25 protein-coding genes are annotated in these 25,578 nt (G+C 62.5%); 14 read left to right on the top strand and 11 right to left on the bottom strand.

Annotated elements, in window-relative coordinates:
- Positions 1-19: 19 nt before the first annotated feature.
- From F4Y72_03375 to F4Y72_03345, 7 genes are all read left to right on the top strand, one after another.
- On the top strand, positions 20-574 hold the full coding sequence (locus F4Y72_03375) for a GNAT family N-acetyltransferase (protein MXZ27329.1): 555 nt from the start codon (positions 20-22) through the stop codon (positions 572-574).
- 82 nt (positions 575-656) lie between these two features.
- Positions 657-950: a BrnT family toxin gene (locus tag F4Y72_03370; GenBank protein ID MXZ27328.1), complete on the top strand. Its 294-nt coding sequence runs from the start codon at positions 657-659 to the stop codon at positions 948-950.
- A complete protein-coding gene (locus F4Y72_03365) occupies positions 947-1,159 on the top strand; it encodes a BrnA antitoxin family protein (GenBank protein MXZ27327.1) in 213 nt (70 codons plus the stop codon). The genes F4Y72_03370 and F4Y72_03365 overlap by 4 nt, the downstream gene beginning before the upstream one ends.
- Before the next feature lie 60 nt (positions 1,160-1,219).
- Positions 1,220-2,059: an NAD(P)H-binding protein gene (locus tag F4Y72_03360; protein MXZ27326.1), complete on the top strand. Its 840-nt coding sequence runs from the start codon at positions 1,220-1,222 to the stop codon at positions 2,057-2,059.
- The gene (locus tag F4Y72_03355; GenBank protein ID MXZ27325.1) at positions 2,056-2,988 is read left to right on the top strand and encodes a DUF1838 domain-containing protein; all 933 of its coding nucleotides are present in this window, start codon (positions 2,056-2,058) and stop codon (positions 2,986-2,988) included. The genes F4Y72_03360 and F4Y72_03355 overlap by 4 nt, the downstream gene beginning before the upstream one ends.
- Positions 2,989-3,016: 28 nt before the next feature.
- Positions 3,017-4,468 (top strand): FAD-binding protein, encoded by a 1,452-nt coding sequence (locus F4Y72_03350; protein MXZ27324.1) that lies wholly within the window; start codon positions 3,017-3,019, stop codon positions 4,466-4,468.
- Between the two features lie 34 nt (positions 4,469-4,502).
- On the top strand, positions 4,503-5,294 hold the full coding sequence (locus F4Y72_03345; GenBank protein ID MXZ27323.1) for an aspartate dehydrogenase: 792 nt from the start codon (positions 4,503-4,505) through the stop codon (positions 5,292-5,294).
- A gap of 31 nt (positions 5,295-5,325) precedes the next feature.
- On the opposite strand, the gene F4Y72_03340 is transcribed toward F4Y72_03345, so the two are convergent.
- Positions 5,326-7,062, bottom strand: coding sequence for a sodium:proton antiporter (locus F4Y72_03340; GenBank protein MXZ27322.1), 1,737 nt, complete (start codon positions 7,060-7,062; stop codon positions 5,326-5,328).
- A 215-nt stretch (positions 7,063-7,277) separates the two neighbouring features.
- On the opposite strand from F4Y72_03340, the gene F4Y72_03335 reads away from it, so the two are divergent.
- Both F4Y72_03335 and F4Y72_03330 read left to right on the top strand, forming a co-directional pair.
- The gene (locus tag F4Y72_03335) at positions 7,278-8,438 is read left to right on the top strand and encodes a helix-turn-helix transcriptional regulator (GenBank protein MXZ27321.1); all 1,161 of its coding nucleotides are present in this window, start codon (positions 7,278-7,280) and stop codon (positions 8,436-8,438) included.
- A gap of 8 nt (positions 8,439-8,446) precedes the next feature.
- A complete protein-coding gene (locus F4Y72_03330; GenBank protein ID MXZ27320.1) occupies positions 8,447-9,136 on the top strand; it encodes a porin family protein in 690 nt (229 codons plus the stop codon).
- A 24-nt stretch (positions 9,137-9,160) separates the two neighbouring features.
- Here F4Y72_03330 and F4Y72_03325 read toward each other — a convergent pair whose 3' ends face one another.
- Together F4Y72_03325 and F4Y72_03320 are read right to left on the bottom strand one after the other, a co-directional pair.
- Entirely contained in the window at positions 9,161-11,479 is a 2,319-nt protein-coding gene (locus tag F4Y72_03325; GenBank protein MXZ27319.1) for a TonB-dependent receptor, read from the bottom strand.
- A 74-nt stretch (positions 11,480-11,553) separates the two neighbouring features.
- Entirely contained in the window at positions 11,554-13,749 is a 2,196-nt protein-coding gene (locus F4Y72_03320) for a TonB-dependent receptor (protein MXZ27318.1), read from the bottom strand.
- Positions 13,750-13,865: 116 nt separating this feature from the next.
- Here F4Y72_03320 and F4Y72_03315 point away from each other — a divergent pair, with 116 nt between their 5' ends.
- Positions 13,866-14,291: a MerC domain-containing protein gene (locus F4Y72_03315; GenBank protein MXZ27317.1), complete on the top strand. Its 426-nt coding sequence runs from the start codon at positions 13,866-13,868 to the stop codon at positions 14,289-14,291.
- A complete protein-coding gene (locus tag F4Y72_03310; protein MXZ27316.1) occupies positions 14,266-14,760 on the top strand; it encodes a hypothetical protein in 495 nt (164 codons plus the stop codon). The genes F4Y72_03315 and F4Y72_03310 overlap by 26 nt, the downstream gene beginning before the upstream one ends.
- 21 nt (positions 14,761-14,781) lie before the next feature.
- Here F4Y72_03310 and F4Y72_03305 read toward each other — a convergent pair whose 3' ends face one another.
- From F4Y72_03305 to F4Y72_03295, 3 genes are read right to left on the bottom strand one after another with little or no spacing between them, the layout of a single operon-like run.
- Positions 14,782-16,080, bottom strand: coding sequence for an MFS transporter (locus F4Y72_03305; GenBank protein MXZ27315.1), 1,299 nt, complete (start codon positions 16,078-16,080; stop codon positions 14,782-14,784).
- 19 nt (positions 16,081-16,099) lie between these two features.
- Entirely contained in the window at positions 16,100-16,837 is a 738-nt protein-coding gene (locus F4Y72_03300) for an SDR family NAD(P)-dependent oxidoreductase (protein MXZ27314.1), read from the bottom strand.
- Positions 16,834-17,382 carry a hypothetical protein gene (locus F4Y72_03295; GenBank protein ID MXZ27313.1) on the bottom strand — a complete coding sequence of 183 codons (549 nt, stop codon included), beginning with the start codon at positions 17,380-17,382 and terminating at the stop codon, positions 16,834-16,836. The genes F4Y72_03300 and F4Y72_03295 overlap by 4 nt, the downstream gene beginning before the upstream one ends.
- Before the next feature lie 302 nt (positions 17,383-17,684).
- Here F4Y72_03295 and F4Y72_03290 point away from each other — a divergent pair, with 302 nt between their 5' ends.
- Complete coding sequence (locus F4Y72_03290) at positions 17,685-18,125, top strand: hypothetical protein (protein MXZ27312.1); 441 nt, start codon at positions 17,685-17,687, stop codon at positions 18,123-18,125.
- Positions 18,126-18,168: 43 nt separating this feature from the next.
- Here the strand turns inward: F4Y72_03290 and F4Y72_03285 are convergent, their stop codons facing one another.
- Genes F4Y72_03285 through F4Y72_03275 form a run of 3 tightly spaced genes read right to left on the bottom strand, consistent with a single transcriptional unit; the run spans position 18,169 to position 21,805 of the window.
- Complete coding sequence (locus F4Y72_03285; protein MXZ27311.1) at positions 18,169-19,338, bottom strand: NAD(P)-binding protein; 1,170 nt, start codon at positions 19,336-19,338, stop codon at positions 18,169-18,171.
- Positions 19,335-20,591, bottom strand: coding sequence for a serine hydrolase (locus tag F4Y72_03280; GenBank protein MXZ27310.1), 1,257 nt, complete (start codon positions 20,589-20,591; stop codon positions 19,335-19,337). Before F4Y72_03280 ends, F4Y72_03285 begins: the two co-directional genes overlap by 4 nt.
- On the bottom strand, positions 20,519-21,805 hold the full coding sequence (locus tag F4Y72_03275; protein ID MXZ27309.1) for a serine hydrolase: 1,287 nt from the start codon (positions 21,803-21,805) through the stop codon (positions 20,519-20,521). Before F4Y72_03275 ends, F4Y72_03280 begins: the two co-directional genes overlap by 73 nt.
- On the opposite strand from F4Y72_03275, the gene F4Y72_03270 reads away from it, so the two are divergent.
- Positions 21,796-23,040, top strand: a complete 1,245-nt coding sequence (locus F4Y72_03270; protein MXZ27308.1) for an aromatic ring-hydroxylating dioxygenase subunit alpha — start codon at positions 21,796-21,798, stop codon at positions 23,038-23,040. The two genes, F4Y72_03275 and F4Y72_03270, sit on opposite strands and share 10 nt — an antisense overlap.
- 54 nt (positions 23,041-23,094) lie before the next feature.
- Here the strand turns inward: F4Y72_03270 and F4Y72_03265 are convergent, their stop codons facing one another.
- The gene (locus tag F4Y72_03265) at positions 23,095-24,204 is read right to left on the bottom strand and encodes a DUF3500 domain-containing protein (protein MXZ27307.1); all 1,110 of its coding nucleotides are present in this window, start codon (positions 24,202-24,204) and stop codon (positions 23,095-23,097) included.
- 19 nt (positions 24,205-24,223) lie between these two features.
- On the bottom strand, positions 24,224-24,760 hold the full coding sequence (gene hpt / locus F4Y72_03260; protein MXZ27306.1) for a hypoxanthine phosphoribosyltransferase: 537 nt from the start codon (positions 24,758-24,760) through the stop codon (positions 24,224-24,226).
- 90 nt (positions 24,761-24,850) lie between these two features.
- Here hpt and F4Y72_03255 point away from each other — a divergent pair, with 90 nt between their 5' ends.
- A complete protein-coding gene (locus F4Y72_03255; protein ID MXZ27305.1) occupies positions 24,851-25,573 on the top strand; it encodes a hypothetical protein in 723 nt (240 codons plus the stop codon).
- The last annotated feature ends 5 nt before the right edge of the window (positions 25,574-25,578 follow it).

The raw sequence follows: 25,578 nt of genomic DNA, 5'->3' as shown, positions 1-25,578 counted from the left end.
GAAGTAAAGAGAAACAAAATTGAAGGAATTCAGAGTTGATGCATTTACACGGCTGCGCGAATTGACTGGTGAGGATGCCGGCGCCCTTTATGCGCTGGTCGATGGCAATCGGAACTACCTGAGGCAGTGGCTGCCCTGGGTGGATAGGCAGCAAGGGTCACAGGATTCCGCGCAGTTCATCGAAGGCGCAAGAAGGGACAATCGGGCGGGAGTTGCCTTGACTCTGGGTATTGAGTACCAGGGAGAGATCGCAGGAGTAATCGCATTCCATGAATTCGACAGGGATAACTGTCAGACTTCAATGGGATTCTGGATTTCTTCCTCCCATCAGGGAAAAGGAATCGTCTCAAGCAGCTACAAGAGGTTGATCGAACACGCATTCACGGATCTCGGGCTAAACCGAGTGGTCATGAAAATCGCCGAAGGCAATCTTCGAAGCAGACGAGTGGCGGAACGCCTTGGTCTTGCTTGCGAGGAAACCAGCAGGCAGTCGGAATGGCTATACGACCACTATGTGAATCAAGTCATCTACGCAATCACGGCGGATCAATGGTCATCTGGCCGAACTGATTGAGCCGGACCAGATCATGTTCGGCAAGAGGGAATCGAGGAACGCGCACTCTTGATCTAACCTACATTGTAGTTACAATGCGGGTATGAGTGATCCGAGGTTCGAATGGGACAAGCGCAAGGCGTCGGAAAACAATCGGAAACACGGCATAACTTTCGAAGAGGCCATGTCTGCGTTTCTCGATGAAAATGCGCGAGTCATCCCCGACCCCGAACACTCAGACGACGAGGACCGGTTTGTGCTGCTCGGACTCAGCGTTCGGCTTAGATTGCTGGTGGTAGTACATTGCTATCGCGGGGGAGACGATCTGATCCGGATCATTTCTGCGCGCAAAGCGCATCCATCGGAAAGAAAACAATACTCGGACTTTTTGCAATGAAAAAATCATACGACTTTTCAAAATCGGTCAAGAACCCGTACCTTCGGAAACCGAAGAAACAACTGACGATTCGATTGGATGAAGACACGATCGATTACTTTCGCTCACTTGCCGGGCAAAGCGGCATTCCGTATCAGAGCCTGATCAACCTGTACCTGCGCGACTGTGTTGCGGAGAAGAAGACGCTGCGACTTGAATGGGCGAGTTAGAGAAATTGACTGCGGAGCGACGGTAACGTTGGCCCTGATCTCCTCCCCATAATTCGAGCCATGCTGAGATTTCCGTTGACACATTCGCTACGTGTTGCTGCGGCGCTGGTTGTGCTCACATCGACTGCGGCGACGGCGCAGCAGCGGGTGTTGATCATCGGCGGGGCGGGGCATGCGGGGTCGGCGGTTGCGAGGATGCTGATCGAGCGGGGTGATCATGTCACGGCGTTTGTGCGGGCCACCACCGACCGATCCAAGCTGGAAGGCTTGCCCGTCGATTACGTGGTCGGCGACGCCATGAAGGCGGATGAAGTGGCTGCCGCCCTCGAAGGCAAGCAGTTCGACGTGATGTTCGAGACCGTGCAGGTCTGGCCCGGTACCGAGGCTAGCTATACCCAGATGTACGAAAACTTCGTCCCCTGGGCCAAGCGCATGGGCATAAAACAATTCATCAGCATCGGCGGCGGTTGCGGCGAAAACCCAAGGGAGGACTGCCCGCTCAGCCCACCGCTGTATGAGCTTTCCCAGGATATGAACCAGTCCGAGCACATTCTTCGGGATTCCGGCGTGCCCTACACGATCATCCGCGTCGGCGTACTGATTCCATCCAACCCATTTCATCCCGACGCCGACAAGCGAAGCGGCACGTCGTACATGACGACGGACCTGACCCGGTTCGGCGGCGTGCTGCGCGTCGATCTGAACGAGCAGATCGTGGCCTGCATCGGCGCCGAGCGCTGCCTTAACAAGACCTTTATCATCGATGACCCCACGATAAAACCGCAGATCGACCACTGGATCTGCAAGCGGGCAAATGAAGGCCCCGTCGTGTCCGGAAACGTTCCGGCCTGCGGCCCGATGCCGCGCGTCACCGAAGCCCAGTTGAGAGGAAGCCCATGACCCTATTGACCCGCCGAACCGCGCTCGCAACCGCCGGCGCTGCCGCCACTTCGTTTTTCGTTCCCGACCGCGCAGGCGCTGCGTCACCGCCTCCGCAGCTGGAGTTTCCGACGACCGAGTCCCATGTCCGTGCGTTCATCAAGATCCTGGCCAGCCTTGAGGACGACACCATCTTCCACATATACAAAGGCACGCTGGAAGCGGTGGTTCCCGAGCGTGCTCCGGTTCGGCTTGTCGACAGCACCACCATCATTCGCCGTGAGGTCGAGGTTGTGCCGGAAGGGCGTCTCATCAGCATATGGGAAGCCACCGTCTATCACGGGCAGGGAGAAACCGAACCGCTCGAGTCGTTCGTCAATCCGCTCAACGGCCGCACGGTGCGTCCTTTTCATCAACGGGAAGGGCGCGGTCAGACGATCTGGACGGATCAGGGGCCGAGTTTCCTGCTCGACGACGGTTCCCTGCTTTCCCGATACGGCCCGGACAACCCGTTCGCAATGGAGTGGTCGCAGGCCGGCGAACGGGTCTGGACCTCGCGGTATTCCGCCGGCGTGTATCTCAAGCATCCGCTCGATCCGGAAAACTGGCCGCTCGAATACTCCGGTCCGGACCTCCTGTACTCGGAAAAGACGACCAGCAACGGACTGGTGCGCGAACTCGCCGATCCGTCCGTAGCCAACGCGTCGGCCACCTATTCGCTGAATATGTCCCTGATCTGGTGGCCCTGGCTGCTCATGGGGCAGCAACCCGGCTTTCTCATCTGGAACACCAACGGCATCAAGCTCCCGAACCGGGATGCGATTTCGATCTCGGACCGGAAACTGGTCGAGGCGGCTCATCCCACCATCTTCGGTTCCGGGGCGCCGTGGGAAGGGCGCTTGAACCTGTGGACGGAATATCCGCAGAAGCGAACGCCGGAGAAAGTCTAGGCGTCCCGCCTGGACTGGATTGCTCCAGATGTCCGAGGAATACGACGTTGTTATTGTCGGATTCGGCATCGCTGCCTGTTCCGCCGCGATCGAGGCGCTGGACGCCCGGCCTGACGCCAGGATTCTGATACTGGAGAAGGCGCCGGAGGAGCACGCCGGGGGAAACTCCCGGGCTTCAGGCCAGGGTCTGGTCATTCCGAAAGACAAGGAAGCCATGAAGCAGTATCAGCGCAATCTGAGCTATTCGAACCCGGTTCCGGAGGACTTGCTGGAGTTCTGGGCCAGCGAACTGATGGAGCTCCACCCCTGGATCGAAGAGCGCGCCAGGGAAGCCAATCAGAAATATCTTGTCTCCGAGCCCATCTATGAATTCGCCGATCTGGGCGCCAGGGAGGCGGTCAGGGACCAAGCGACCATCCTGCCCCGGCCGGGAGGGCTATGGGAGGCGTTCAGGAAGAATATCGACAGGCGCCCGGTCACGATCTGGTACGAGAGCCCCGCGGTGGACCTGGTGCAGGACCGGGCCGGCGTCGAGGTCTTCGGCGTGGTCGTCGAGCGCGGCGGCCGGCAACTCGCCGTAAAGGCCCGCGGCGGCGTCGTCATGGCCTGCGGAGGGTATGAACACGACGAGGACATGAAGCGGAATTACGCGGGGTGGACGGACGTTCCTACCTTCGGTAGCCCGTACAACACCGGCGACGGCATCCACATGCTGCAGCGCGCGGGCGCTGATCTCTGGCATTTGCGCAATCGCATGAATTCCGGCGGTTTTCATCTTGCTTTCAAGGTGCCCGAATACGAAACCGCGTTCATGCGCGCTTTCGACTACGTCAGCTACAGCTGGATCGAAGTGGCTGCCGACGACCGGCGCTTCGGCGACGAAACCTATCCGTTCAACCGCACGCACTACAAGTGGAAGCAGCACGGCCACTACGTCGACACCCTGCATGCCTGGGTCATGCCCGTGCACATGATCTTCGACGAGAGCGTCCGCAGGAACAATTGCCTGGGCATGAAGTGGATGACCTGGAACATGGCGGTAGAGAAGTACGACTGGAGCGAAGACAACAGCAGGGAAGTGGAGAAAGGCTGGATCACCCGGGCCGACTCGATCGCGGAACTTGCGGTCAAGCTGGATCGGGACCCTGATCGGCTGGTGAAGACGGTTGCCGAATACAACGCCACCTGCGCCGACAAGACCGATCCCCTCTTCAACAGGGACCCTTCAACGCTTGAGCCTCTCGTAGCGCCTCCGTATTACGCGATCGAACTCAAGCCGGGCCTTGTATGCACGTCCGCCGGGGCAAAGCGCACGCCCAGGGGCGAAGTGCTGAACCGCGCCGGCGAACCCATACCGGGACTGTATGAGGCCGGGCAGCTGGGCTCCATGATTTCCGACCTGTACCAGAACGGCACATATCTGACGGAAGCAATGATTTCCGGCCGTTCCGCGGGCCGTAACGCCGTGTCGAGATCCTGATCCGAGGCGTCCTGTTCCCAAGACGGAGGAAAACATGCAGATTGGAATCATCGGCACAGGAGCGATTGGCGGCTACGTGCGGGACGAGCTGCAACGCAGGGGATTCGCAATCCGTGCGCTTCTTGTTCTTCCGGAAAATGTAGAGGAGACCGCCGGCGAGTTCCCCGACTGTGTGTGCGTCTCGTCCGCAGCGGACCTGCCCGACGACATCGACCACATGATCGACTGCGGGGGCCACAATGCGCTGAAGATCCACGGCCCCGAAATACTGCGCCGCAGTTTCGACCTTACGACGGTATCGGTAGGTGCGCTGGCGGATGCAGGGCTCTACAGCGACCTGGACCGGGCCGCCGCGGAAGGCAATGCGAGGCTTTACCTCGTCAGCGGCGCGATCGCTGCGCTCGATTGCCTGCGGGCAGCGCGCGTCGGCAACCTGCGGTCCGTCACCTACACCGGCCGCAAGCCACCGAAGGCCTGGAAGGGCTCGCCCGCCGACGAGAAACTCGATCTGGACAGTCTCGCCGGCGACGCGCAGGTCCATTTCGAAGGCACTGCGCGTGCCGCGGCTACGCAATACCCTGAGAACGCCAACGTGGCTGCCGCCGTGGCGCTCGCCGGCGCCGGATTCGACAAGACGAAGGTAAAGCTGATCGCCGACCCGAACGTGGACCAGAACATCCACGAGATCGTGGCTGAAGGCGATTTCGGCCAATTCTCGTTCGAGATCCGGGGCAACGCACTGCCCGACAATCCGAAGAGTTCGGCAATTGCGGCAATGAGCGTCGTCAGCAGGCTCGAGCAGGAAACGCAACGCATCCGTTTCTAGGCAGAGCGTCGCCTTGACCGGGTAGGGGGCCTCAGGCGGTCAGGAAGGCGACGCCGGTCCAGCAGATGGCGGCGAGGCCGGCGGCGATGGATGCCTGCGGGATCTGCGTCTTCACGTGGTCCATCAGGTCGCATCCCGTACAGACGGAACTGAGCACCGTGGTGTCCGATATGGGCGAGCACTGGTCGCCGTACACGCTGCCGTCCATGACCGCGGCGAAACACAGCGTCATGAACAGTTCCGGGTGCGCGAGCCCCTGGCCGGTCGCCACCGCCCAGGCCAGCGGCATGGCCAGCGGAAACGCCACCGCATAGGTTCCCCAGCTCGTGCCGGTGGAGAACGCGATCACGATGGTCAGCAACTGCAGCAGCACGGGCAGCAGGAAATACGGAATGGCGGAACCGAGTTGCTCGACCAGAAAGTGGCCGCCGCCGGTTTCCCGGCTGATTCCGCCGATGGTGATCGCCAGCAGCAGGATAACCGACCCGATCAGCACGCCCTTGATTCCGTCCTGAAATCCGGTCATCAGGTCCTTGAGCGACATGCCCTTGGCCAGCGCCATCCCCGCCGCCAGCAGGAGCGCCGCGCCGAATGCCCAGTGCACGTTGGGCGATCCGAAAGCGATGAACGTCCCCACCGCCAGCGCGATCAGCGTCCCCAGCGGCAGGAAGAATTCCAGGATGTGCGGTTTGTAGCCTTCCGGCACGTTGCTGCCCTGCAACTCCTTTGCGGCCAGCGGCGCGGCATCCGGCGCATCAAGCGCGCCGGTCTCGCGAGACCGCACCATGGCTTCCTTGAGCTGCCGGCCCAGGAACAGCGGCTTTTCCACGCTGAGCAGGAAAGTGCCCAGGACCGCGAATATCGCGTAGAAACAGAAAGGCACGCTCTGGAAGAAGAAGGCGATGCGGTCCGACTCGGTGGCCAGGAAGCTCACGCCGGAAACGAAGATGAAGGCTTGCACGTAACCCGGCCAGGCGTTGAAGGCGAGTTGCGAGGCGATGGGCGAAGCCGTGGAATCGACGATATAGGCCAGCTCCTCGTGGCTGACGCGTTCCTGGTCCGCGATGGGCTTCACCGTCGTTCCCACCAGCACCGTGCTCACGGTGCCTCCCTGGAAGAAGACCACGCCCAGCAACCAGGCCACGAGCTTGGCGGAGCGCGGCCCGCGCACGAACCGCGCCGTGACGAATTCGGCGAAGGCCTGGGCCGCGCCGGTGCGAGACCATACGCCCATCAGCCCGCCGAGCAGCCACAGATAGAGCACCAGAATGCTGGCTGAATTGGTCGTGGCGAACGACGGGATCAGCACCTCGCCGGTCAGATCGTACCGGCCCAGGATCAGCGCACCGGAGACCACGCCGCCCAGCAGCGCGGTGATGGGCTCCCGGGTCACCCAGCACAGCAGGACCGCCACCAGCGCCGGGAGCAGCGATATCCAGCCGAAGTGGAAAACGGCGGAGAGCCGGTAATAGACGGTTCGGACCTCGCCGTCATCCGATTCCACCGCGGACACGTATTCCTCCCGTACCGGCGGCTCCACCCTGGAGCCCGTAACCCGCTCGGGATTGAGTTGCGCCTGCGCCATCGGAACGGGATTGAACGGAACGGAGTCGCCCTGCACCTGGTAGAAGAGCTGACCCGATTCGTCCGCCCGGGCATCGAGAGCGACCCGCTCCACCATCCAGGTCGGCGGCACGGTCAGGCCCGCAATCCACGACCCGATCAGGGCCAGTGCGAACAGCAGGAATTTACGGTATCCGACAGGCATGTTCTCCCCCTTGGCGCCGGCCGGCGCGCGGCAGATCGAATACTAGCCGGAATTACCCGTTAACAGGGGACACCAATAGGTGCAGAAAACCGTTTATCCCCAACATTGGGGATATTCCTGATCGCGGAGCCGAATTACTATCGCATATCGGGGTTGATACGGATTGCTCGCACTGTGCACTTCAGGTTTGGGCGTCGGCACGTGAAAGCGCGCCCATGAGCGAAAGGGACGCATTCGGGCGGATACTCGCCGCGTTGCACGAGGCGGCGCTCGAACCGGCGCAATGGTCCCGCGCTGCAGCGCTTATTGAAGCGTCCCTGGGCGTGCACGGCAGCACCCTGGCGTGCGGCGAGGGGGATTCGCAGGAGGACTTTCAGTTCTACTTCATGCGGACCTGCCTTCACGGAAAGCGGCGCCCGGACCTGGAGCGCCTGTGGCTGGAGACCGGTTTTCCCGCGGACCAATCGGTATCCCGCTATCGGCATCTCCCGTTCGACCGGGCGATTCACATCACCGAGATTTATTCCGAGGAGGAGATGAAATCCTCCCTGGGGTACCATTTGCTGCGGACCCGCGCCCATGCCGGGAACGCGATCAGCGTTCGCCTCAAGGGGCCGGGCGCTTCGCGCGTCCTTTGGCAAATCAATGACCCGATGGACCGGGAGGGTTGGTCGTCCGGGCGGCTCGAATGGGTCGGGTGGCTCCGTCCGCATATCCGCCAGACCGTGAACGTTGGGCAAACACTGGCCAGCGCCGGCGCCCTGGGCGCCAAATTGATCCAGCTCCTCGACGTTACCGGCGTGGGCGTCATCCAACTCGACGTGCGCGGGCGGATCGTCGCGGCCAACGACCGGGCTCGGACCCTGCTGAACGCGGCCGACCGCTTGTACGACACCAACGGGTTTTTGTTCGCGCGCGCCCAGGCGGAAGATGACGCGCTCCAGGCGGTGCTGGCGCGCGCCCTGCCGCCGTTCGGAGATGCGGGACAGGGCGGCTCGCTGACGATCAGGCGCTCGGTGCTGAAGCCTCCGCTTTTACTGCATGTGAATCCATTGCCTGAGCGGGAGGCGTGGTTTCGGGGATGGCCGGTGGCGGCGCTCGTGCTGCTCGCCGAACCGACGCGGGGAGTCGGGATCGACCCGGACCTGGCTGCGGCCGTTCTGGGACTTACCCCGACGGAGAGCCGCGTGGCGGTGATGCTGGCCGAGGGATTTCGAGTGAGCGAGATCGCTGCCGCGATGGATCGCAAGGAAAGCACGGTCCGCTACCACATCAAACACATCTACGCCAAGCACGGACTCGGGCGCCAGTCGGAGCTCGTGCGGCTGGTTCTCTCACTGGCCGGGGGCGTCCGTAAACCGAATCCGGGCAATTGAAGGAAAAAATGAGAATGGGAAATTGCATGACTCATGGTTGCCGGGTCATCGGCCTGATCGGGGCTGTCCTGATGGCCTCCCAGGCAGCAGCCCAGGAGAACAGCAGCCGGTGGTACGGTTCCATAGTTGGAATTCGCGATATGCCCGACGCGTCTTCGGCTAGTACTCCGACCGGAAACTTCGGCACGCTCGCGGGCGACATCGTGCTGTCGGATGAGGCGGGATTCGGTATTGCCGTTGGGCGCACCGTGGCCTGGGACTTGCAGGTTGAAGTAGAGGCAACCTGGCGCGATTTCGATATCACCGCGCTGCGTGGAGTACGAGTCAACGGCCAGTCCGTGCCGCCAGGATTCAGCGGAACGGGCAATTGGGATACGGAGACGCTGATGGTGAATCTCCGCAAGCCCTTTTCCTCAGGTCCGGTACGACCCTTTATCGGGGGCGGCGTCGGTCTCGTACGACATGAGGGCACGCTGATCCATCGCTTTGCTCCACTCGGTATTGAAGGCGACGATACCGGCGATGACTCGGTGCTGGCCTACCAGTTTCTGGTCGGTGCACAGATAAGAGCCGGCAGGAATATGCAGGCCTTCGTCGGCTACCGCTACCTGCGAAGCGACGACATTGAGATCAAGAATCTGACCGGGGGATTTCAGACGCATGGCATTGAGGCCGGCGTCCGGTTTCTCTTCAACTAGGTGACTGCAGGAGCAGATCGGCGCCTAGCGTAGCCGGGCCTTCAGCGTGAATCCGAACGCACGCGGCGCGTTCACCCAGGTGTGCCAGCTTCCGGGCTGGAATACGGAGTCGAACACCAGCGCGTTCGTGCGCTTGTCGGCAAGGTTTCTGCCCCAGAGGAGCAGCTCGTAGCGGCCATCCGCTGTCCCGATTCCTACGTTGGCGTTGTAAAGGTTGAATGCGCCGCGCACCTTCTCCGGATCGAGATCGGAGCCGGTATTGACTTGGCCGACGTGCGACCAGTTCAGATTGGACCACCAGCGCCAGTCGGTCCCGGGAATCTCCCGGTCAACGAAGATCGACGCGCTGCCCTGCCACAGCGGCGATTGCGTCAGCCGCTTGCCTTCAAGGTGGGCATTGGCGGGGACCAGGTCGTCACCGTAACGCGCGTCCGCATACGTGGCGCCCGCGGTAAGCAACAGCCCGCCGCCGAGCACGAGGGAGGACTCCAGTTCCACGCCTTTGGTGATGACGTCCTTCACGTTGCCGACGGTAAAGCCGAGTCCCGTGTAGGTGTTGAGCTGGAAGCCCTCGAAGGTGGTGTGGAACACGGCGCCGTTGACGGTCAGCCTGCCGTCGAGCAACCGTGCTTTCATGCCCAGTTCCCAGGAATCCGACGTTTCCGGCCCGAAACGGCTCTGGTCGACGAAGTTGCCGCTGGCATCGCGGAATCCCACGGCCTCCTGGTTGAGATTGAAGCCCCCGGCCTTGTAGCCCCGGCTGAAACCGGCATAGCTGTTGACGTCGTCGCCGAGCCGCCAGGACGCCTTCAGCGTGCCGGTGACCTTGCTCTCGTCCGCCCGGTTGTTGTAGCTCAGGTTGTCGCAAAGCGAAAAGAACGTCGGAACGCTCCCGAACGCCGCGCAGAAGGGGTCGTTGACGAACTCCCCGAAAGGGGCGCCGTTGATGATCGCGCCGGCGTCCTTTTCTTCCGTCGAGTAACGCAGGCCCAGGGTCAGGTCCAGCGCCGCGCTCGCGTGCCAGGTATTGTGCGTGAACAGGGACCACCCCTCCGCCTGGGAGAAATACAGCGCGTCGAAGCCCTGTCCGGGAACGCCCCGGCCCGCCGGATCGCCCATGAACAGCGGCGCGATGGCCGGGTTGCCGAACAGCGCGCCCACATAGGCGCCGCCGTGGTGTGACAGGACGATCTGCTCGGTGGACTCCATGTCCTCCGTGTAGATATAGGCGCCGGCCAGCCACGAAAAGGCGTCCGTTTCACCGTACAGCTGAAACTCCTGGGACCAGTTTTCGAACTCCTCTTCGGTATCCTGCGGGTGCAGGATGTCGGCGTTGGTGAAGTCGGTGTCCTGGCCGCGCGAGATCTCAAAATCCAGGTAGGCCGTGATCGACCGGAAGGTCATGCCGGCTGAGGGCTGCCAGGACACGTCCAGAGACAGCCCGCGGTTCGTTACATCTTCGAAGGGCGGGTAGTTCACGCCCACGCGGGCGTCCTGGTCGTGTGCGAATGGAGTGATATCGCCTCCGAGCCCGGCAATGATCGCGCTGGTGGGGCCCGCGATCCAGAACGACGCCGGACAGCAGGACTCGTCCTTGCGGGTGTAGTCGCCGATGACGCGTATCTCGAGGGCGTCGTTCGGGGTCCAGAGGAGCTGGCTTCTCACGTAGCGGCGGTTGCGGTGGTCGTAGGTATCGCCGGAATCGATGTCCTCATAGCCGCCGTCGCGCTTGCGATAGGCAATGCTCAGGCGTCCGGCCAGGACCTCGTCCGCCAGCACGGCGTTGCCGACGAAGGCTGCCTCGCGGGAATTCAGGTTCCCGAGCCCCAGCGTGACGTCGGCGCTGTCCTCGAATGCCGGTTTGCGCGTGATGATGTTCACCGCGCCGGCGATCGTGTTCTTCCCGAACAGCGTGCCCTGCGGCCCGCGCAGGACCTCCACCCGGTCGATATCCACAAGGTCGTCGAAGGCGAGCCCGGCGCGCGAGCGATAGATGCCGTCGATGAACGTGCCGACCGCCGCTTCCAGGCCCGGGTTGTTCCCCGTCGTGCCCACGCCGCGTATGCGCAGCGTGCCCCCGTTGGAGGTGCTGTTCGAGTTGTAGACCGCGACGGAAGGCGACACCTCCTGCAGCCCGTACAGGTCCGTAACGCCCCGGCCGGCGAGCTCTTCTCCGGAGTACGCCGATACGGCAATAGGAACGTCCTGAATCGACGCCTCGCGCTTGGTCGCCGTAACGAGAATCTCTTCGATGACGGGTTGATTCGCTCCCTGTCCCATCACAGCTTGCGGCAACGCCAGCACAATGAGACCGGCTGCGACGAAGAACCGGTTTGTCGTCAACTTACCCCCCACAGCCTGGTGTCGGGAGGCCCTCCCGGCACCGTTCAAGCACGATGCCGAGTATACGACGAGCGCTAGAAGAGCATGCGCAGTCCCGCTTCGACCGTGCGTCCCGGCTGGGGCGCAAGGTCCTTGACGACGGACGTGTGCAGTCGCTGTTCGTCGTCGGTGAGGTTGCGCCCGGCAAGGTACAGGTCCACCGTCGTGTCGGCAGGGCGGAAACGCCAGGACACGCGCGCGCGCAGGTCGTTGTAGCCGTCCGTCGGCAACTCGAACTCGGAGATATCGTCCTGATCCGACGCCCGCACGTAGTCCACGTTGGCCCGCAGGCGGTCGCTCGTGAACTCCAGGGATACGCCGACCCGGTCGGGCGGTATGAGCGGCAGGTTGTCGTTGCCGGAGATGTCGAGTTCCGGTGTGACCATGTCGTAGAAAACGCCCAGGTCGAGACGCCCGGCGCCCCAATCGGCCACGGTCAGCCGGCCTTCCACCTCGAAGCCGGCGAAGGTCGCGTCGGCCTGGGAGTACCTGCGCACGTCGAACCCTTCCCGCTCCTCATTCGTAGCGGCCTGGTAGATGAAGTCCACGAAGTCGGTGTAGTAGAAGGTCCCGCGCACGGACCAGCGGTCGCCACGGCCGGTTAGGGTGGCCGCCAGGTTGCGGGCCTGCTCATGGTCGAGCCCGGGATCCCCGATCTCGAAAACGCCCGTGCCCGGGTGCGGGCTGTCGGAAAATAATTCCTCGCCCACCGGAGCCCGGGAAGAGTAGTCGGCCAGCAACGTGCCCTCCCAACCGTTGCCGAGCGGCACGATGAGGCCCAGCGAAGCGCTGCCGCCGCTGAAATCGCGGCTGCTGCCGTGCGCGGGGTCGTGCTCGACCCGGTCGTAGCGCAGGCCGGCCTCGATTCCGAGTCTGCCGAGCGGGCGCTCGCCGACCCAGAACAGGCCGAGGGACGATGTGTCCACGGGGGGCGTGAAGGCTTCTTCGCCGACCACGGAGAACTCACGGTTGCCGAGCTGGACACCGAGTGCGCCGCGCCAGCCGCCGACCGGGTCGTGCGTCAGCTCCCCGCGCGCTTCCCAGGCCTGGTTCGAGAAGACCGTGCCCACCTCGCCGGCTTCGTTCTCCGCGTGTTCGTAGTCATTGATGCCGAGCCGGAAGTTGAGGCTCTCGAAGCCGCCGAACGGGTCGGCCAGGCCAGCCTTGAGGTCAATGCGCGTCTGCTTGAGGTCGACGATAGGAGTGGCCTCGCCCTCATCTTCATGGTGTTCCTCTTCCTCGTGGTGGTCTTCGTCCTCGTGGTGGCCCATCTCTTCGTGGTCGTGTTCGTCGTGCCCGTGGTCATGGTGGGCATGGCTATGGCCGGGGATGCCGTACTCGGAATCGAGATTGCTGACGGCAAGGCCGACGAAGCCGCGGTCGCCGACGAAGGACAAGCCGACGGAACCGCCCTGGACGTCAAGACCGCTGCCCGGCAGAAGCCCGTAGGCTTCTTCCTCTTCATGGTGCTCGTCTTCGTCGTGGTCTTCGTCCTCGTGTTCGTGTTCGTGTTCATGTTCCTCGTCGTGGTGCCCTTCCTCTTCGTGCTCGTGCTCCTCTTCCTCCTGTGCGCGCAGGGCCGCGGACTCGGCGAATCCGGGGATGTCGTAGTCGTCCGACTCACGGGCGAAGGCGTCGAGGTGCCAGGCGATGTTGCCGGCGCCGCCGTCAAGCCGGAAGGAACCGTTCCTGCCGCTGCCGTTGTCGGAGCCGCGCAGGTCGATGGCGCCGCTGATGCGCTCCGGCACCGCCTGCGGAATGCGGCCCGTCTGGACATCGACCACGCCGCCGATGGCGCCGGATCCGTAGAGCAGGGTGGACGAGCCCTTCAGGACTTCAACGCGCTCCGCGACGAAGGGGTCCACCGTGACCGCGTGGTCGCCGCTGCTCACGGAAACGTCGAGCGTGTCGATGCGATCCTCCATGACGCGCACGCGCGCGCCGCCCATGCCGTGGATGACGGGTCGCCCGGCGCCCACGCCGTAGGAACTGTTGTGGATGCCCGGCTCGTTGCCGACGGTCGCGCCGATGTTGTCCACCGCCTTGCGATCGAGCTCGTCGGCTTCCATTACGTCGGCTGCCTGCGCGAGTCCTTCGCGCGAGAGCGGGTGGGCCAGGACGACGATCTCCTCGATGGCCCCCGAATCATCCGTTGCGGGAGCTTCTTGCGCGAGCGCGGCTGTCGCCAGCAATGGTGCTGCCGCCAGCAAAGACAGTAGTTTCCGGTTCATTGTCCTTCTCCCAATAAACGAACAGGCAAGCGACATGCGAGGCTCGGCGCCAAGGTCCATCGCGATCAAAGAATGTTACAATATAACATATCTCTTTTTCGGAAGGAAAATGTTTCATGGCGGAAGAAATGAAACCCGTTGTGCAATCAGTCGTCGACGCAAAAGGGGTCCGGCGGGGTCAGTCAGCGCGCCTGGATCTCTGCGCGGTTGGGCTCTCCACGCTGTGCCTTCTCCACTGTGTCGCATTGCCCGTACTCGCGGCGCTGATGCCGGTGGCCGCCCAGGCTGCGGAGAACGAGCTTGTGCATCGGTTACTGGTTGTCGCCGCGATTCCCGTGAGCCTCCGGGTGATCTGGAAGACACCGCCGGTGGCCGGCAACAGGCTGTTCGTTGGTGCGGCGCTGACTGGCCTCGGGTTGTTGCTGCTGGCCGCGTTCATCGAGGCGCTGGAGCCGTACGAGCAACCGATCACCGTCACTGGCGCCGTGCTACTGGGTTTGGCGCATCTTTGGCACTATGTGCGACAATGGAGAAGTGGGTAAACAACCGGCGAGAGCGGCGCCGCTTGCGGCGAAATGGCGAAAGCTCGCCGAAGGGCGCTGCGCGGAGAAGGGCGAGCGGCTGACCCCGGCCCGATTGGCCGTCTATGCGGAAATGCTGGCCCGGCGACGGGCGGTTTCAGCCTACGAACTCATCGGGCTGCTGGAGAAGCGGCAGGAACGCAAGATCGCACCTCTGACCGTCTACCGGCACCTGGACTTCCTGATCCGGACCGGCCTGGTCCACCGGCTGCAATCCGCCCAGACCTACTTGCCGTGCGACCATCCCGACCATGCCCACGAGAGCCAGTTTCTGCTTTGCTCCTCCTGTGGCCACGTGGACGAGGTGGAGTCGAGTGGGCTGGAGGCGTTGCTGTCCCGGATCGCGGACGAGCACGGATTCCGGCCGGACAACGCGGTTGTTGAGGTCAAGGGCTTGTGCGGTACCTGCGCCGTCGGCGAGCAGGACTGAGCGGGCTTCTCAGAATCTGCTTTATGCGGTTTGTCTTTGCCAGCGGAACAGAAGCCAGATAGCGACCACCACCAGCGCATTTACGGCGCTCATCAGGACAAAGGGGCTGCCGGCCCCGTAGGCATCGAACAACAGGCCGCCGACAAAGGTGAGGGTTACGATGCCGGCGGAACCGGCAACGCCATAGGTGCCGAAAACCGTGCCCTTGTTGCCCTCGGGCGCTACCTGACCGATCAGAACCCCGGCGCTTACGATGGCGCTGGCCTGGCCAATCCCAACCAGGAAAGCCGCGGCCCACATCATCGGTCCCAGCGGATCGTCGACCAGCGCCACACTGACGTAGCCCACGCTTGCGATTGCAAACGAGATTCCGATCCCGACCAGGCGCGGAACCCGATCGAGCATCGTTCCCACGATGACCGGCCAGAACAGGCCGCAGCCTGCAACGAAAGCAAAAATCATGCCCGCCCGCGCGACGGCTTCGGCCGGCGACATGCCGGCGGCGATGCCTGCCTGCGTAACCCAGAGGGACAAGAACGTCGTGACAATCACCAGGTCGCCCTTCGAAGCGAAGGCTGTCAGATAACTCAGGCCCAGCAGGGGCTCTCGTTTCACCAGGGTCACGCCCATCACCGTCTGACGGAACAGGTTCGGCGTCGAACCCGTCGCTCCCCGATTGGGGGCCTGCAGGCCGAAATGAAGGACGATTCCCAGCAGGAGAGCCGCGATCGAGCAGACCCAGAAACTGGCGCGCAGCGCATTGACATCGCTCAGCCCCGCCTGCCCGAAGAACGCCGGAAGCTTCGAGAAGACCGCAATCATTACGACCACGCCCAGAGCGTTGATGATCGCCACGACTCCTATCCAGCGGCCGCGGCACTTGTCGGTGATGTATTCGCCCTGGCAAGTGGACATCATCACAGTGCAGGCCGTGGCCCCGATCGCATAGACGATGCGAAGTCCGATCAACTGCGCTTCGCTTGAAGCCAACGGGTAAGCCGCAAACCCCACTGCAAGCAAGACCATCGCACCAACATAGATCGGACGACGGCCGGCGCGGTCGGACCAGGCGCCGATGAGGCCGCAGATTGCGATCTGCGTGATTTCCTGCAGCGACACGAGCAGGCCGGCCAGCGAGCCTTGCTCTTCTTCCGGAATTCCCAGCAGGGCAAAGACGTACGGATTCATGAAGTTCAGAAACGTCACAAAGCCGATCGTCCAGAAGCCGGCAAACAGGATGGTCAGCGCGTTTCGCCTGCTGACGTCCCTCTCCAGGACCAGAGGGCCAAGGCGCGCGTAACCGGCTTCTCTGGTCGTCACCTAGAGTGCTCCGCGGATGTCACCAGGCCTGAAGTTCGCGATCCCGATAAAAACCGCCGCTCGGCCCGTCTTCGCCCAGCGTCGCGGCCCAGACGACTCCCTCGGCTCCTTCGGGAACGGGACGGCCTCCGCGGGCCGCCAGGCGCGGAGAAGTCGCGGTAAACCCAGGACAGACCGCGTTGACCTTGATGCTTGTCTCTCGAAGTTCCGTGGCGAGTTTTGCCGTCAGTGCGTTCAGCGCCGCCTTGGCAATGCCGTACGACGGGTCCACGGGTATCTTGCTGTTCAGCCCCCACACCGGATCGCCGTGCAATCCCGCACTGCTGGACACGTTGACGATGCGGCCTGCATTACTCTTGCGAAGCAGGGGAAGGGTCGCCTGGATCAGCCGCCAGGTTCCGAAGAGCGTGACATCAACGACACGCTGCGCGGACTCCAGATCGACGGCCGAAGCGGGAGGTGCATCCGGCGTGGAGCCGGTCGCATTGTTGACAAGAATGTCCAGCCGGCCATGGCGCTCCTCGATAAGACGGGCAATGGCCCGGACGCCTTCATCGCTCGATATGTCGAGCCGATGATCGTGGACGTCCAGGCCCCGGCCCCGAAGCTCTTCGGCCAATGCCCGTGCCCTGGACGGATCCCGCGCCGTCAGGAAGACTGTTATGCCTTGCTCGGCAAGTTGCCTGCAGACTTCCAGGCCCAACCCCCGAGAACGGCTGCAGCCGGTTACGAGCGCCACGCGGGGTGCATTGCTCATGCTGACTTCCTCGCATCGCCGCGGCACGGGATCCGGCAATTACGGCAGTCGGACTCGCAAATGCTCTCGATCAGCCGTCGAAACGCCGGCCGGACCTTGTCTTCCCTGTCGGCGAAGACGCTCTTGTACGTCGCCGGGTGGGTGCAGGCTTCGATATATGTGTTCATCTTCCAGCCGTCGGCCGTGCGGTTGAGAACGGCGACTCCCGGATCCGTTCCGCTGGCCGCCGGACCGATCCGCGCCTTGATGTCCCATTCGGCATCGAAGAAGACGACCGCCACGTTGTCCCCGGCCATCTTGGGGCGTATGTTTCTGAAGCCGTACCAGAGGGCAACGATCAACTCCCGCTTTCGCTTGGGTGACCAGTATCCGTTCAGTTCTTCCCATGTCGTGAAAACGTCCGGCTTTTCCATAGCCCGGTAATAGGGAGGCTGATCCGTATCCCACATTTCAATGAGCGATGAAAAGTCATCCTGATCGTTCCACCGCCCTTCATATTCCGCGAAGAACGCTTCCATTTCCTGCTGCAGGTCGCCGACAGGCATGTTCTCCTCCTGTGGCCAGCCGGCACCAAGTGTAGCTGGCCTTGCAGCGTCTCCCGGGCCCCAAGTCACAGCAGGCGGCAACGCACACAAGATTAGGCCGGCTTCGATGCAATGCCGCTTTGTCATCGAGTTACACCCCACAGCCTCGTGTGATATTTTTGCCTCAGTTCAGGCGAAACTTGAGGAAGAGCTGGCGGACCTTCAATGGCAATATCAGGTCTGTTCGGTTTCAAGTGCAGCCTTATGCAGGTTTTTCCTTGGATTCGGGTCGACCGGTTCTGGATGAAGATCAGGCCCGGAGCATGAAAAAAATACCTGTATGTTTGCTTTTTTTATTTGCTGCGGGGTGCATGTCATGGCCTGATGTGCAATTTCTCAATCAGTCAGGACACGATTTGGAAATAAGTTCAGGGGATTTGTCTTTTCGTCTGAATTCAAAGGAAACCAGCAATGATTTCAAATTGTATGAATTTCTGAAATACCCTCTCCAGATCAAGAGTGCAAAATGTGAAGTCAACTACAGCGCAGATGTTCCTACTCCGCAAACGGACTTTGAAAACGCTAGTGAAGCTGGGAAAGATTGGCTATTGAACTACAAGAGATACGCTGCAAGAGTGATTATTTCACCAACCTTAGAGTTAAGGCTTGAAATAACGCATAAGAAGAATTCTTCTGTTCATGATGTTGAAGCTTTCGGTTTTCCCGCCAGGCCCGAAAAACTGGACTGCACGAGTGATAGTTGAATGTGGTGTTTGAGATGACCGTGCCGGAACGGCAATTTGGACGCTAGATGTCCACCGTCATGGCGTTGTAGTCGAACTCGGCTTCCATGCCGGTGGTGGGCGGCTTGGCCCGGTCCGTCGGGTCCGAGCTCATGTAGATGCTGCCGCGCTTGAGCGATTGCACGTGGAATCGGGTGGTGCGGGCGAGGCGGGCCCGCTCGTAGCGCTCGAAGGCCGCCCGCCAGTCTCCCGCCTCCGCTTCGAAGCAGCGGGCGAGGATCGCGCCGTCCTCGAAGGCCATGCCCGCGCCCATGCCGTAGAAGGGCGTCATGGGATGGGCGGCGTCGCCCAGCAGGGTGACGCGTCCGGCGATCCAGCCGTCGAGCGGCTGGCGGCTTGAGAGCGCCCAGCGCAGGCACTTCCCGCCTGGGGACGCCTTGATGATGCGTACTACGTCTTCATGCCAGTCCCTGAATACCTCGAGGACTTCGTCGATGCCGGTCTGCGCGTACCAGTTCTCCTCGCCGATGTCGTCGGGCCGGTAGGCGTTGGCCACCCAGTTGATCTGAGTGCCCCGGCGCAGGGGATAACGCGAGAACATGCTGCCTTCGGCCGGATAGGAGGCAAAGTGGGGCACGTGGGTGACTCCCGGCACATCGGAAGCATCGACGACGCCGCGCCATGCCATATAGCCGGTGTATCGGGGTGGTTCGGTGGGAAACAGCTTGTCGCGCACGACGGACTTGAGACCGTCGCAGGCAATGACGATGTCGCGCCGGTCCGTCGCGCCGTTGGCGAAGTGCAGGGTCACGCCGCTGTCGTCCTGCCCGATGTCGGTGAGCGAGTGTCCGAGGCGAAGGGCGTCGCCCTCCTTGTCGAACGCGTCTTCCAGGACCTTGTGCAGGTCCGCCCGGTGCATGTGCCGGGTCAGTGCGCCCCGGGTCCTGATTGCCTCCTCGATACTCCGCTCCGAAAACCATATCGGCTCGCCGGTCTTGTAGTGAAGCGCGCCGAATGTCGTGGAACCGTCGGCGAAGGATGCCGCTGCGTCTTCCAGGCCGAGGCCGGCGAGCACCACGCTGATGTTGGGGCCCACTGTGATGCCGGCACCGATTTCGCCCAGTTCCGGCGCCTGTTCATAGACGGTGACCTTGAAACCGCGCTGCTGCAGCGCAACGGCGGCGGTCATGCCGCCCAGGCCGGCGCCGACGATTCCAATGTCCGGTCCTTTCATGACGGGCCTTGTCCGTAGCCGAGATCGCGCAGGATGATATTGGGAATCACCCCGTCGTCCCAGTCCGGCGCGGCCATGCCGGTTCGCACGATCACGAGATCGGCGGACGGAATGACATAGACCCGCTGCCCGCCGCCGCCGTCGAAGAACACGACGTCATCCGCCGGAAACGGTTCCGCCTGCTTCACGCCGAACGGTGTGTTCCGGTTGTAGAACCGTTCGGTCACGTGCGGCGAGCCGATCCATGCCTGCAGGCCGTACTTGGGATTGTTGAGCGACGGCGCGAACATTGCGTCGAGCCATTCCGCGGGAATGACCTGCCGTCCGTCGACAACTCCGTCATTCTTGATGGCCAGGCCGAGACGCAGCCAATCCCGAGGGCGGGCCTGGAAGAACGCGTAGGCCTTGGGCATGCCGCCGTCGCGGTCCATCCATAGCGTGGCTGGTTTGGCGCCCAGCGGCCGCCAGAGTTTTTCCGAAAGGTAGTCGGCATACGCGCGGCCCGTCGCGCGCTCAAGAATCAGCATGAGCAACTGGGTGTTGGCGCTGTTGTAGTTGAATTCCGATCCCGGCGCCGCCGTGAGTTCGAAACGGAGAATGGCGCTTTCCATGCTGCGGCCGATGAACAGCCGAAGTGATTTGTTAAAAGGATTTTGTAAAATACTGTAATCAAACGGGAAGTGTTCCAGTCCGCTCGCCATCTGCAGCACATGGCGAATGGTCAGGCGTTCCTTATCCGTTCCTTTCCACTCGGAAATGTATTCAGTCACCGGATCGTTTATTGACCCGATGGATCCGTCGTCCACCGCGAAGCCGAACGTCAGACCCAGCACCGATTTCGCCATGGACAGGGTTTCGGTTACGTCGTCGGGGCCGAATCCCCGCCAGTAGGTTTCGAACTGGATCGCTTCGCCGTGGTGGACGATGAGCGAAAACGAGTCCACCTGCTCCGCATAGTCCACGAGTTCGACAATCGCGCCCGCAGACAGGACCCGGTCGGCCGGGTCGATGCTGGCGATTTCTTCGCGGAAGTCCCCCTCAACCTTGGCCGTCGGGCTGATCCAGCCCGGAATACTGACGGACGTTTGATCGCGGATGGTCGCGAAGCGGTACCAGAAGGTCCAGTCGACAGCGACGGCGACCGCGATCAGGACGGCAACGCCGGTGATGATCCGCCGGGTCATGGGGCTGTCCCGCCCGCGGCGCGCCTGATCCCGCGGAGGATCGTGTTGGGCAGAAAAGCGTTGTCCCATTCCGGCTGGTCGGGCAGCGGCCGGAAGCCCGTGCGCACAATGACCAGCTGCTCGGACGGCACGATCGTGACCGACCGGCCTTCGGAACCGTCGAACATGAACAGATCATCGGCGAGGAAGGGCTCCGAGTGATAGACGCCCGGCTTGGGCACGTCGTTGAGCCACGAGTCCGGGCGGTGATAGAGCCGGCGTTCCACGTAAGGGCTGCCGAGCCAGATCATCAGGCCGAAGTGCTCGTTATTGCGCGAGGGCGTCAGCATTTCCGTCTTCCAGTATTCGGGGAGCAGTTGCTGGCCGTCCCGGGAGCCGCCGTTCATGGCGAACAAGCCGAAACGCAGCCACGTTTCCGGCGGCAGCATCAGGCAGCAGCCCCCGTGCGGCATGCCGCCTTCGCGGTTGACCCAGATGAATCCGCCAGGCGCACCCAGGGGTTTGAGCAGTGCTTCGGAGAAATACTCCGCATAGCGCTTGCCGGTGGCCCCCTCGATGATGTGGGGCATGATGTCGGCGGTCATGTCGCTGTAGTCATATTCCGTTCCCGGCGTGAACGACATCGGGACCTCTTCGAGCAGGACCTCTTCCCAGTACGGGCTGAGATAGCGCCGCGAGCTGAGTCCGGTAACGGGCTCGTCGCGGATGGCGAACCAGCGCAGCCCGCTCGACATCTGCAACACGTTGCGGATAGTCATGGGTTCCTTGTCCGTACCGCGCCAGCGCGGAATGTACTCGGCGACGGAGTCGTCCAGTGAGTGGATGTGGCCGTCGGCAATGGCGCGGGCGATGAGCAGGCCGCCGGCCATCTTGTGCATGCTGCGCGAATTGACCACGTCGGACGGTTTAAGGCCCATCCAGTAATCGGCCGATTGCAGCGCGCCGCGATGCCAGACGAGCAGACTCTCGGACCGGTTGCGCCGGGCGTAGTCGCGGGCGTCGGCCAGCGAGTCTTCCGGGATCGTGCGCTCCTCCGGCGCGGCGACCTCTAAGAAACCGTCGTGCGCCCCGGCAATCGCTTCCGTCGGCTCATACCACTTGTAGCCGCCAGGCCCGCTCGTTTGCCCCTGCGTATTGAACCGCCGAACAAGAATCTCCTCCGTGGTTTCAGCGGCCGTTACGGCGGATTGAGCGCTCACCAGGGCGGGTTGAGCGCCCGTCAATGCGCCGCAGGCCGCAACAACGGCGACTTTTCCGATTGTCATGAACACGGATGTTCGCATGTGGCGAATTTATATCAGCGATTGATACCATTGGTGAGACGCACTTCCGAAAGAGGAGGCAGGGGCCCGTGTTCACAAATGTCTGGTACGTCGCTGCGCGAAGCGAAGATCTTCAGGACAAACCCCTGAAGGTACGCATGCTCGGCTGCGACTTTGTTCTTTACCGCGAGCCGGGCGGCAAGGCGGTCTGTCTCAGCAATGTCTGCCCTCATCGGGGCGGTAGCCTGGCGCACGGCAAATGCAAGGACGACGGATCCATCGCCTGTCCGTATCACGCCTGGTCCTTCAACGGCGAGGGCAAGTGCACGCAGATCGCCTCGCGCCGGGATGAGGATCCGCAGGACGTGGCGCCGGGCGTCAAGATCGACGCTTATCCCACGGAAGAAAAGTATGGCTTTATCTGGACGTTTCTCGGCGACGAACCCGAAAACGCGGCGCCGATCATCGACATGCCCGAAATTGATGACGACGGTTTCCGGTCCACTACCACGCACAGCGAGATTTGGGAAACCAACTATCACTGGGCGAAATTTTCGAATCTCGATCTCGTCCATTTGCCCATCGTTCATGGCATCAAGTTCCAGAACCAGGACAATCCCGATTCGCCGCCGCCGTTTGAACTGACGGAGCATGACGACGGTTTCGACCTGGTGTATTACCCGTCGACGTCAGGTCCGCGCAAAGGCGGGGAGTGGGAAAAACTGCGCGACGGCGACGAAGCGAAGAAAGTCGAGTCGCGCATGAAATTCCGCGTCGCGGGGATCAGCCTTTACGGCAAGGTTGAAATCGGCGGCGTCGGCAGCGGCATGCACAACGTGTTTTACGAGTTTTCGACGCCGATCGACGAGCAAACGACGGCCATGCACTACATTTTCTTCCGCAACTTCATGCTGCAGCCCGAGCTCGACGAGGAGCACCTGAAGCGTAATCTGATGCAGGCGCGCCAGGACAAGGCGATCGCCGAGGCGCAGCAACCTCGCATTGCGCCCGTGGGCCCCGACCCCAACGGCCTGTACACCTATGACGAGGACTCCGAAATTCGGCTCTACTGGAACCTGATGGCCCGGATGCGCGAACGCGGCTGGCAAATCGATCGCAAGGCCTGGGCCGAGGCCCTGGCTGCCGGCCACTATCGGGCGATCCCCTCGCCCGTGCGCAAAAAGGATCCCAAGGGCTGGGTCCACGATGAAGTGCCGCGCTACGCCAGGGGCACGACCTTCGCCGCCGCCGCGTAGCCACCCTACTCGCTGGGGCGAGTCGCAACTAGCCGGCGAGCCGCGCTTACGGCGTTAGGGGGTTGTGCCGGCGCCGTATTCGTTGGTGGGGTCGCGATAGATCGTATGGAAGTGCGGCCCGTCCACGGCGATGCCGTCTTCGACCGAGAACTCGATGATCAGCGTGGGGCCCTGGATGCGGTAATAGACGTGCCCGCCGTCGCCGGCTTCGTGGGGGCCGTTCCATGCGAAGTGCAGGTCGTCGAGCCCCGCCTCCAGCGCCGCCATGCGCGCATCCGCGTTTTCGCGCGGCTGCAGCAGCACCCAGTGGCCGATGGTCTCCAGCAGCAGCGCGCGGGCCTTTTCGGGCCAACCCGCGACGGCGCTGCCCAGCACCTCGGGAATGAAACCATCCTGTCCCGCCCCGGCCTCCACGCTGCGCGGCCGCGGGGTGATTGACGCCTCCCTCCGAAGCGGTTCGGGCAGGGCTTGCATGACGGCGTGACCGGCCGCGAGTTCGTCTGCAAAGAGTGTCGCCAGCGCGCCGGCGTACTGGAATTCGGCAGGTTCGACGCCCACGAAGGTGGGCGACAGCCCGGTCGCGCGTCCGTCCGCGAAGCTGCCGTTGATCCCCAGGTGATGCCCGCCGAACTGCCAGCCCCAGTGACCGGTGCCTGTCGGCTGGCCGAAGAACGCAAGCCAGTAGTTGTCGTCCGACCATCCGGCGCGCGCTGCCCTGGGGAAGGCCTTCAGAACGGCGTCGGCGCCGACTATCCGGGTGGCCGTTTCGTAACCGTGCGGGCCCAGCGCCGAGGCGAGAAAGTCGAACGCCCGTTCGAGCTGGACGGGCGTCAGGTCGCCGAGCCGCAGCCCGTTCCGCTCAAAGCGCGTGACTCCGGAGGGCAGGTTCGACCAGTTGCCGCGCAAAGGACTGTCGACGGGCAACACGATCGCGTCCGCCTGCTCGGTACTCAGCTCCGCCAGCAACGCCTTCGCCGCCTCCAGAGCGGCGCGGCCGCCGGGCTTTCCGTACGTCTCGGCGAACGGCGGTGCGGGCGTTATGCGTGTCTCGGAGGCCTGCGCTTCGGCGTTCTGCAGCAGCGCCGCGTGCGCGACCAAACCGCCTGCGCCCGGCCAGACGATCGCGAAGACCGCCAGCAGCAACACAATCCTGCCGGTATTCATGGATCAACTATACGCGGGTTCAGGCATGGTCAACTACGGCCGCTATATGGGGAAGATGGCGGTATTGCTCGCCCAGGCCGAGGCCGTAACCCACGAGGAACTCTTGCGGCGCGTCGAAGCCGACCCAGCGCACGTCGCACTGGAGATCTTCGGCCTTGCGCTTGTGAAGCAGGACGCAAACCTGAATCTCGCCAACTCCCTGATCCTGGAGAAACGGAACGACGTAATTCATCGTGCTGCCGGTATCGATAATGTCATCGACCAGCAGTACGGATCGTCCGCTTATCCGGATTCCGGGGTTGTAGGTCATCTCGATTCGCTCGCCGGGTTGCATCGAGTCCCCGTAGCTCTCGATGCCCAGGAAGGCAATCTCGTGCGGTGTCCGGATTTGACGGACCAGGTCGGCCAGGAAAATGAAGGAACCCTTCAGGAGCCCGATAACGAGGAGATCCGGCGTCGCATCGTAGTAATCGCTGATGGAGGTTCCCAGTTCCTGAACGCGCCCATTGATTTCGTCGGGAGTCAATATTCGCTTGAGTTGACGCACGCGGTTCATAGTGCCATGTTTGAGTTAGCGACACGTGCATTTGAAGAGAGGAAAGAGGTCATGAGCCCTGCTGAGCCCGCCGTGCTCAACCGGCCCGACATGGACTTCGAAGAGGAGCGGATCGCGCTGGCCTGCGTGTTACGCTGGGCGGCCCGCCTGGACATGCACGAGGCGGTTGCCAACCACTTCAGTCTCGCCGTCAACAGGGCGGGCACCCGGTTCCTGATGAACCCCAGGGGGCGCCATTTCTCCCGTATCAGGGCAAGCGAACTGCTGCTGCTCGATGCCGAAGATGATTCCGTAATGACGGGGCCGGATGCCCCGGATCCCACGGCCTGGGCGTTGCATGGCAACATCCACCGGCACGTGCCGCATGCGCGTTGCGTGCTTCACGTTCACTCGAAATACGCGTCGGTGCTGGGCAGTCTCGCGGATCCCACTCTGCCGCCCATCGACATCAACTCGATGCGTTTCCGGGGAAGCGTGTGCATCGACGACGGCTTCGACGGCATGAGCCTCGATGGCGAGGCCGAACGCGTCGCCCGGCTGTTGGGCGACAAGCCGATTCTTCTGATGCGCAACCATGGGTTAATGGTGATCGGCGAGACGGTCGCCCGGGCGTTCGACGACCTCTACTACTTCGAGCGCGCCTGTTCGACCTACATCACGGCCCTGCAGACCGGACGTGAGTTGCGCATCGTTTCCGACGAAGTGGCGGCGAAGACAGCACGGCAATGGCGCGACTATCCGGATTTGGGCGAGGATCACTTTCGCGAGCTGCAGGCCATCCTGGATCGGGAAGAACCTTCCTACCGCCGCTGATCACG

The sequence above is a fragment of the Gammaproteobacteria bacterium genome (assembly GCA_009838035.1).
Classification (GTDB): Bacteria; Pseudomonadota; Gammaproteobacteria; order Steroidobacterales; family Foliamicaceae; genus Foliamicus.
This window is presented reverse-complemented; position numbering and strand designations above follow the sequence as displayed.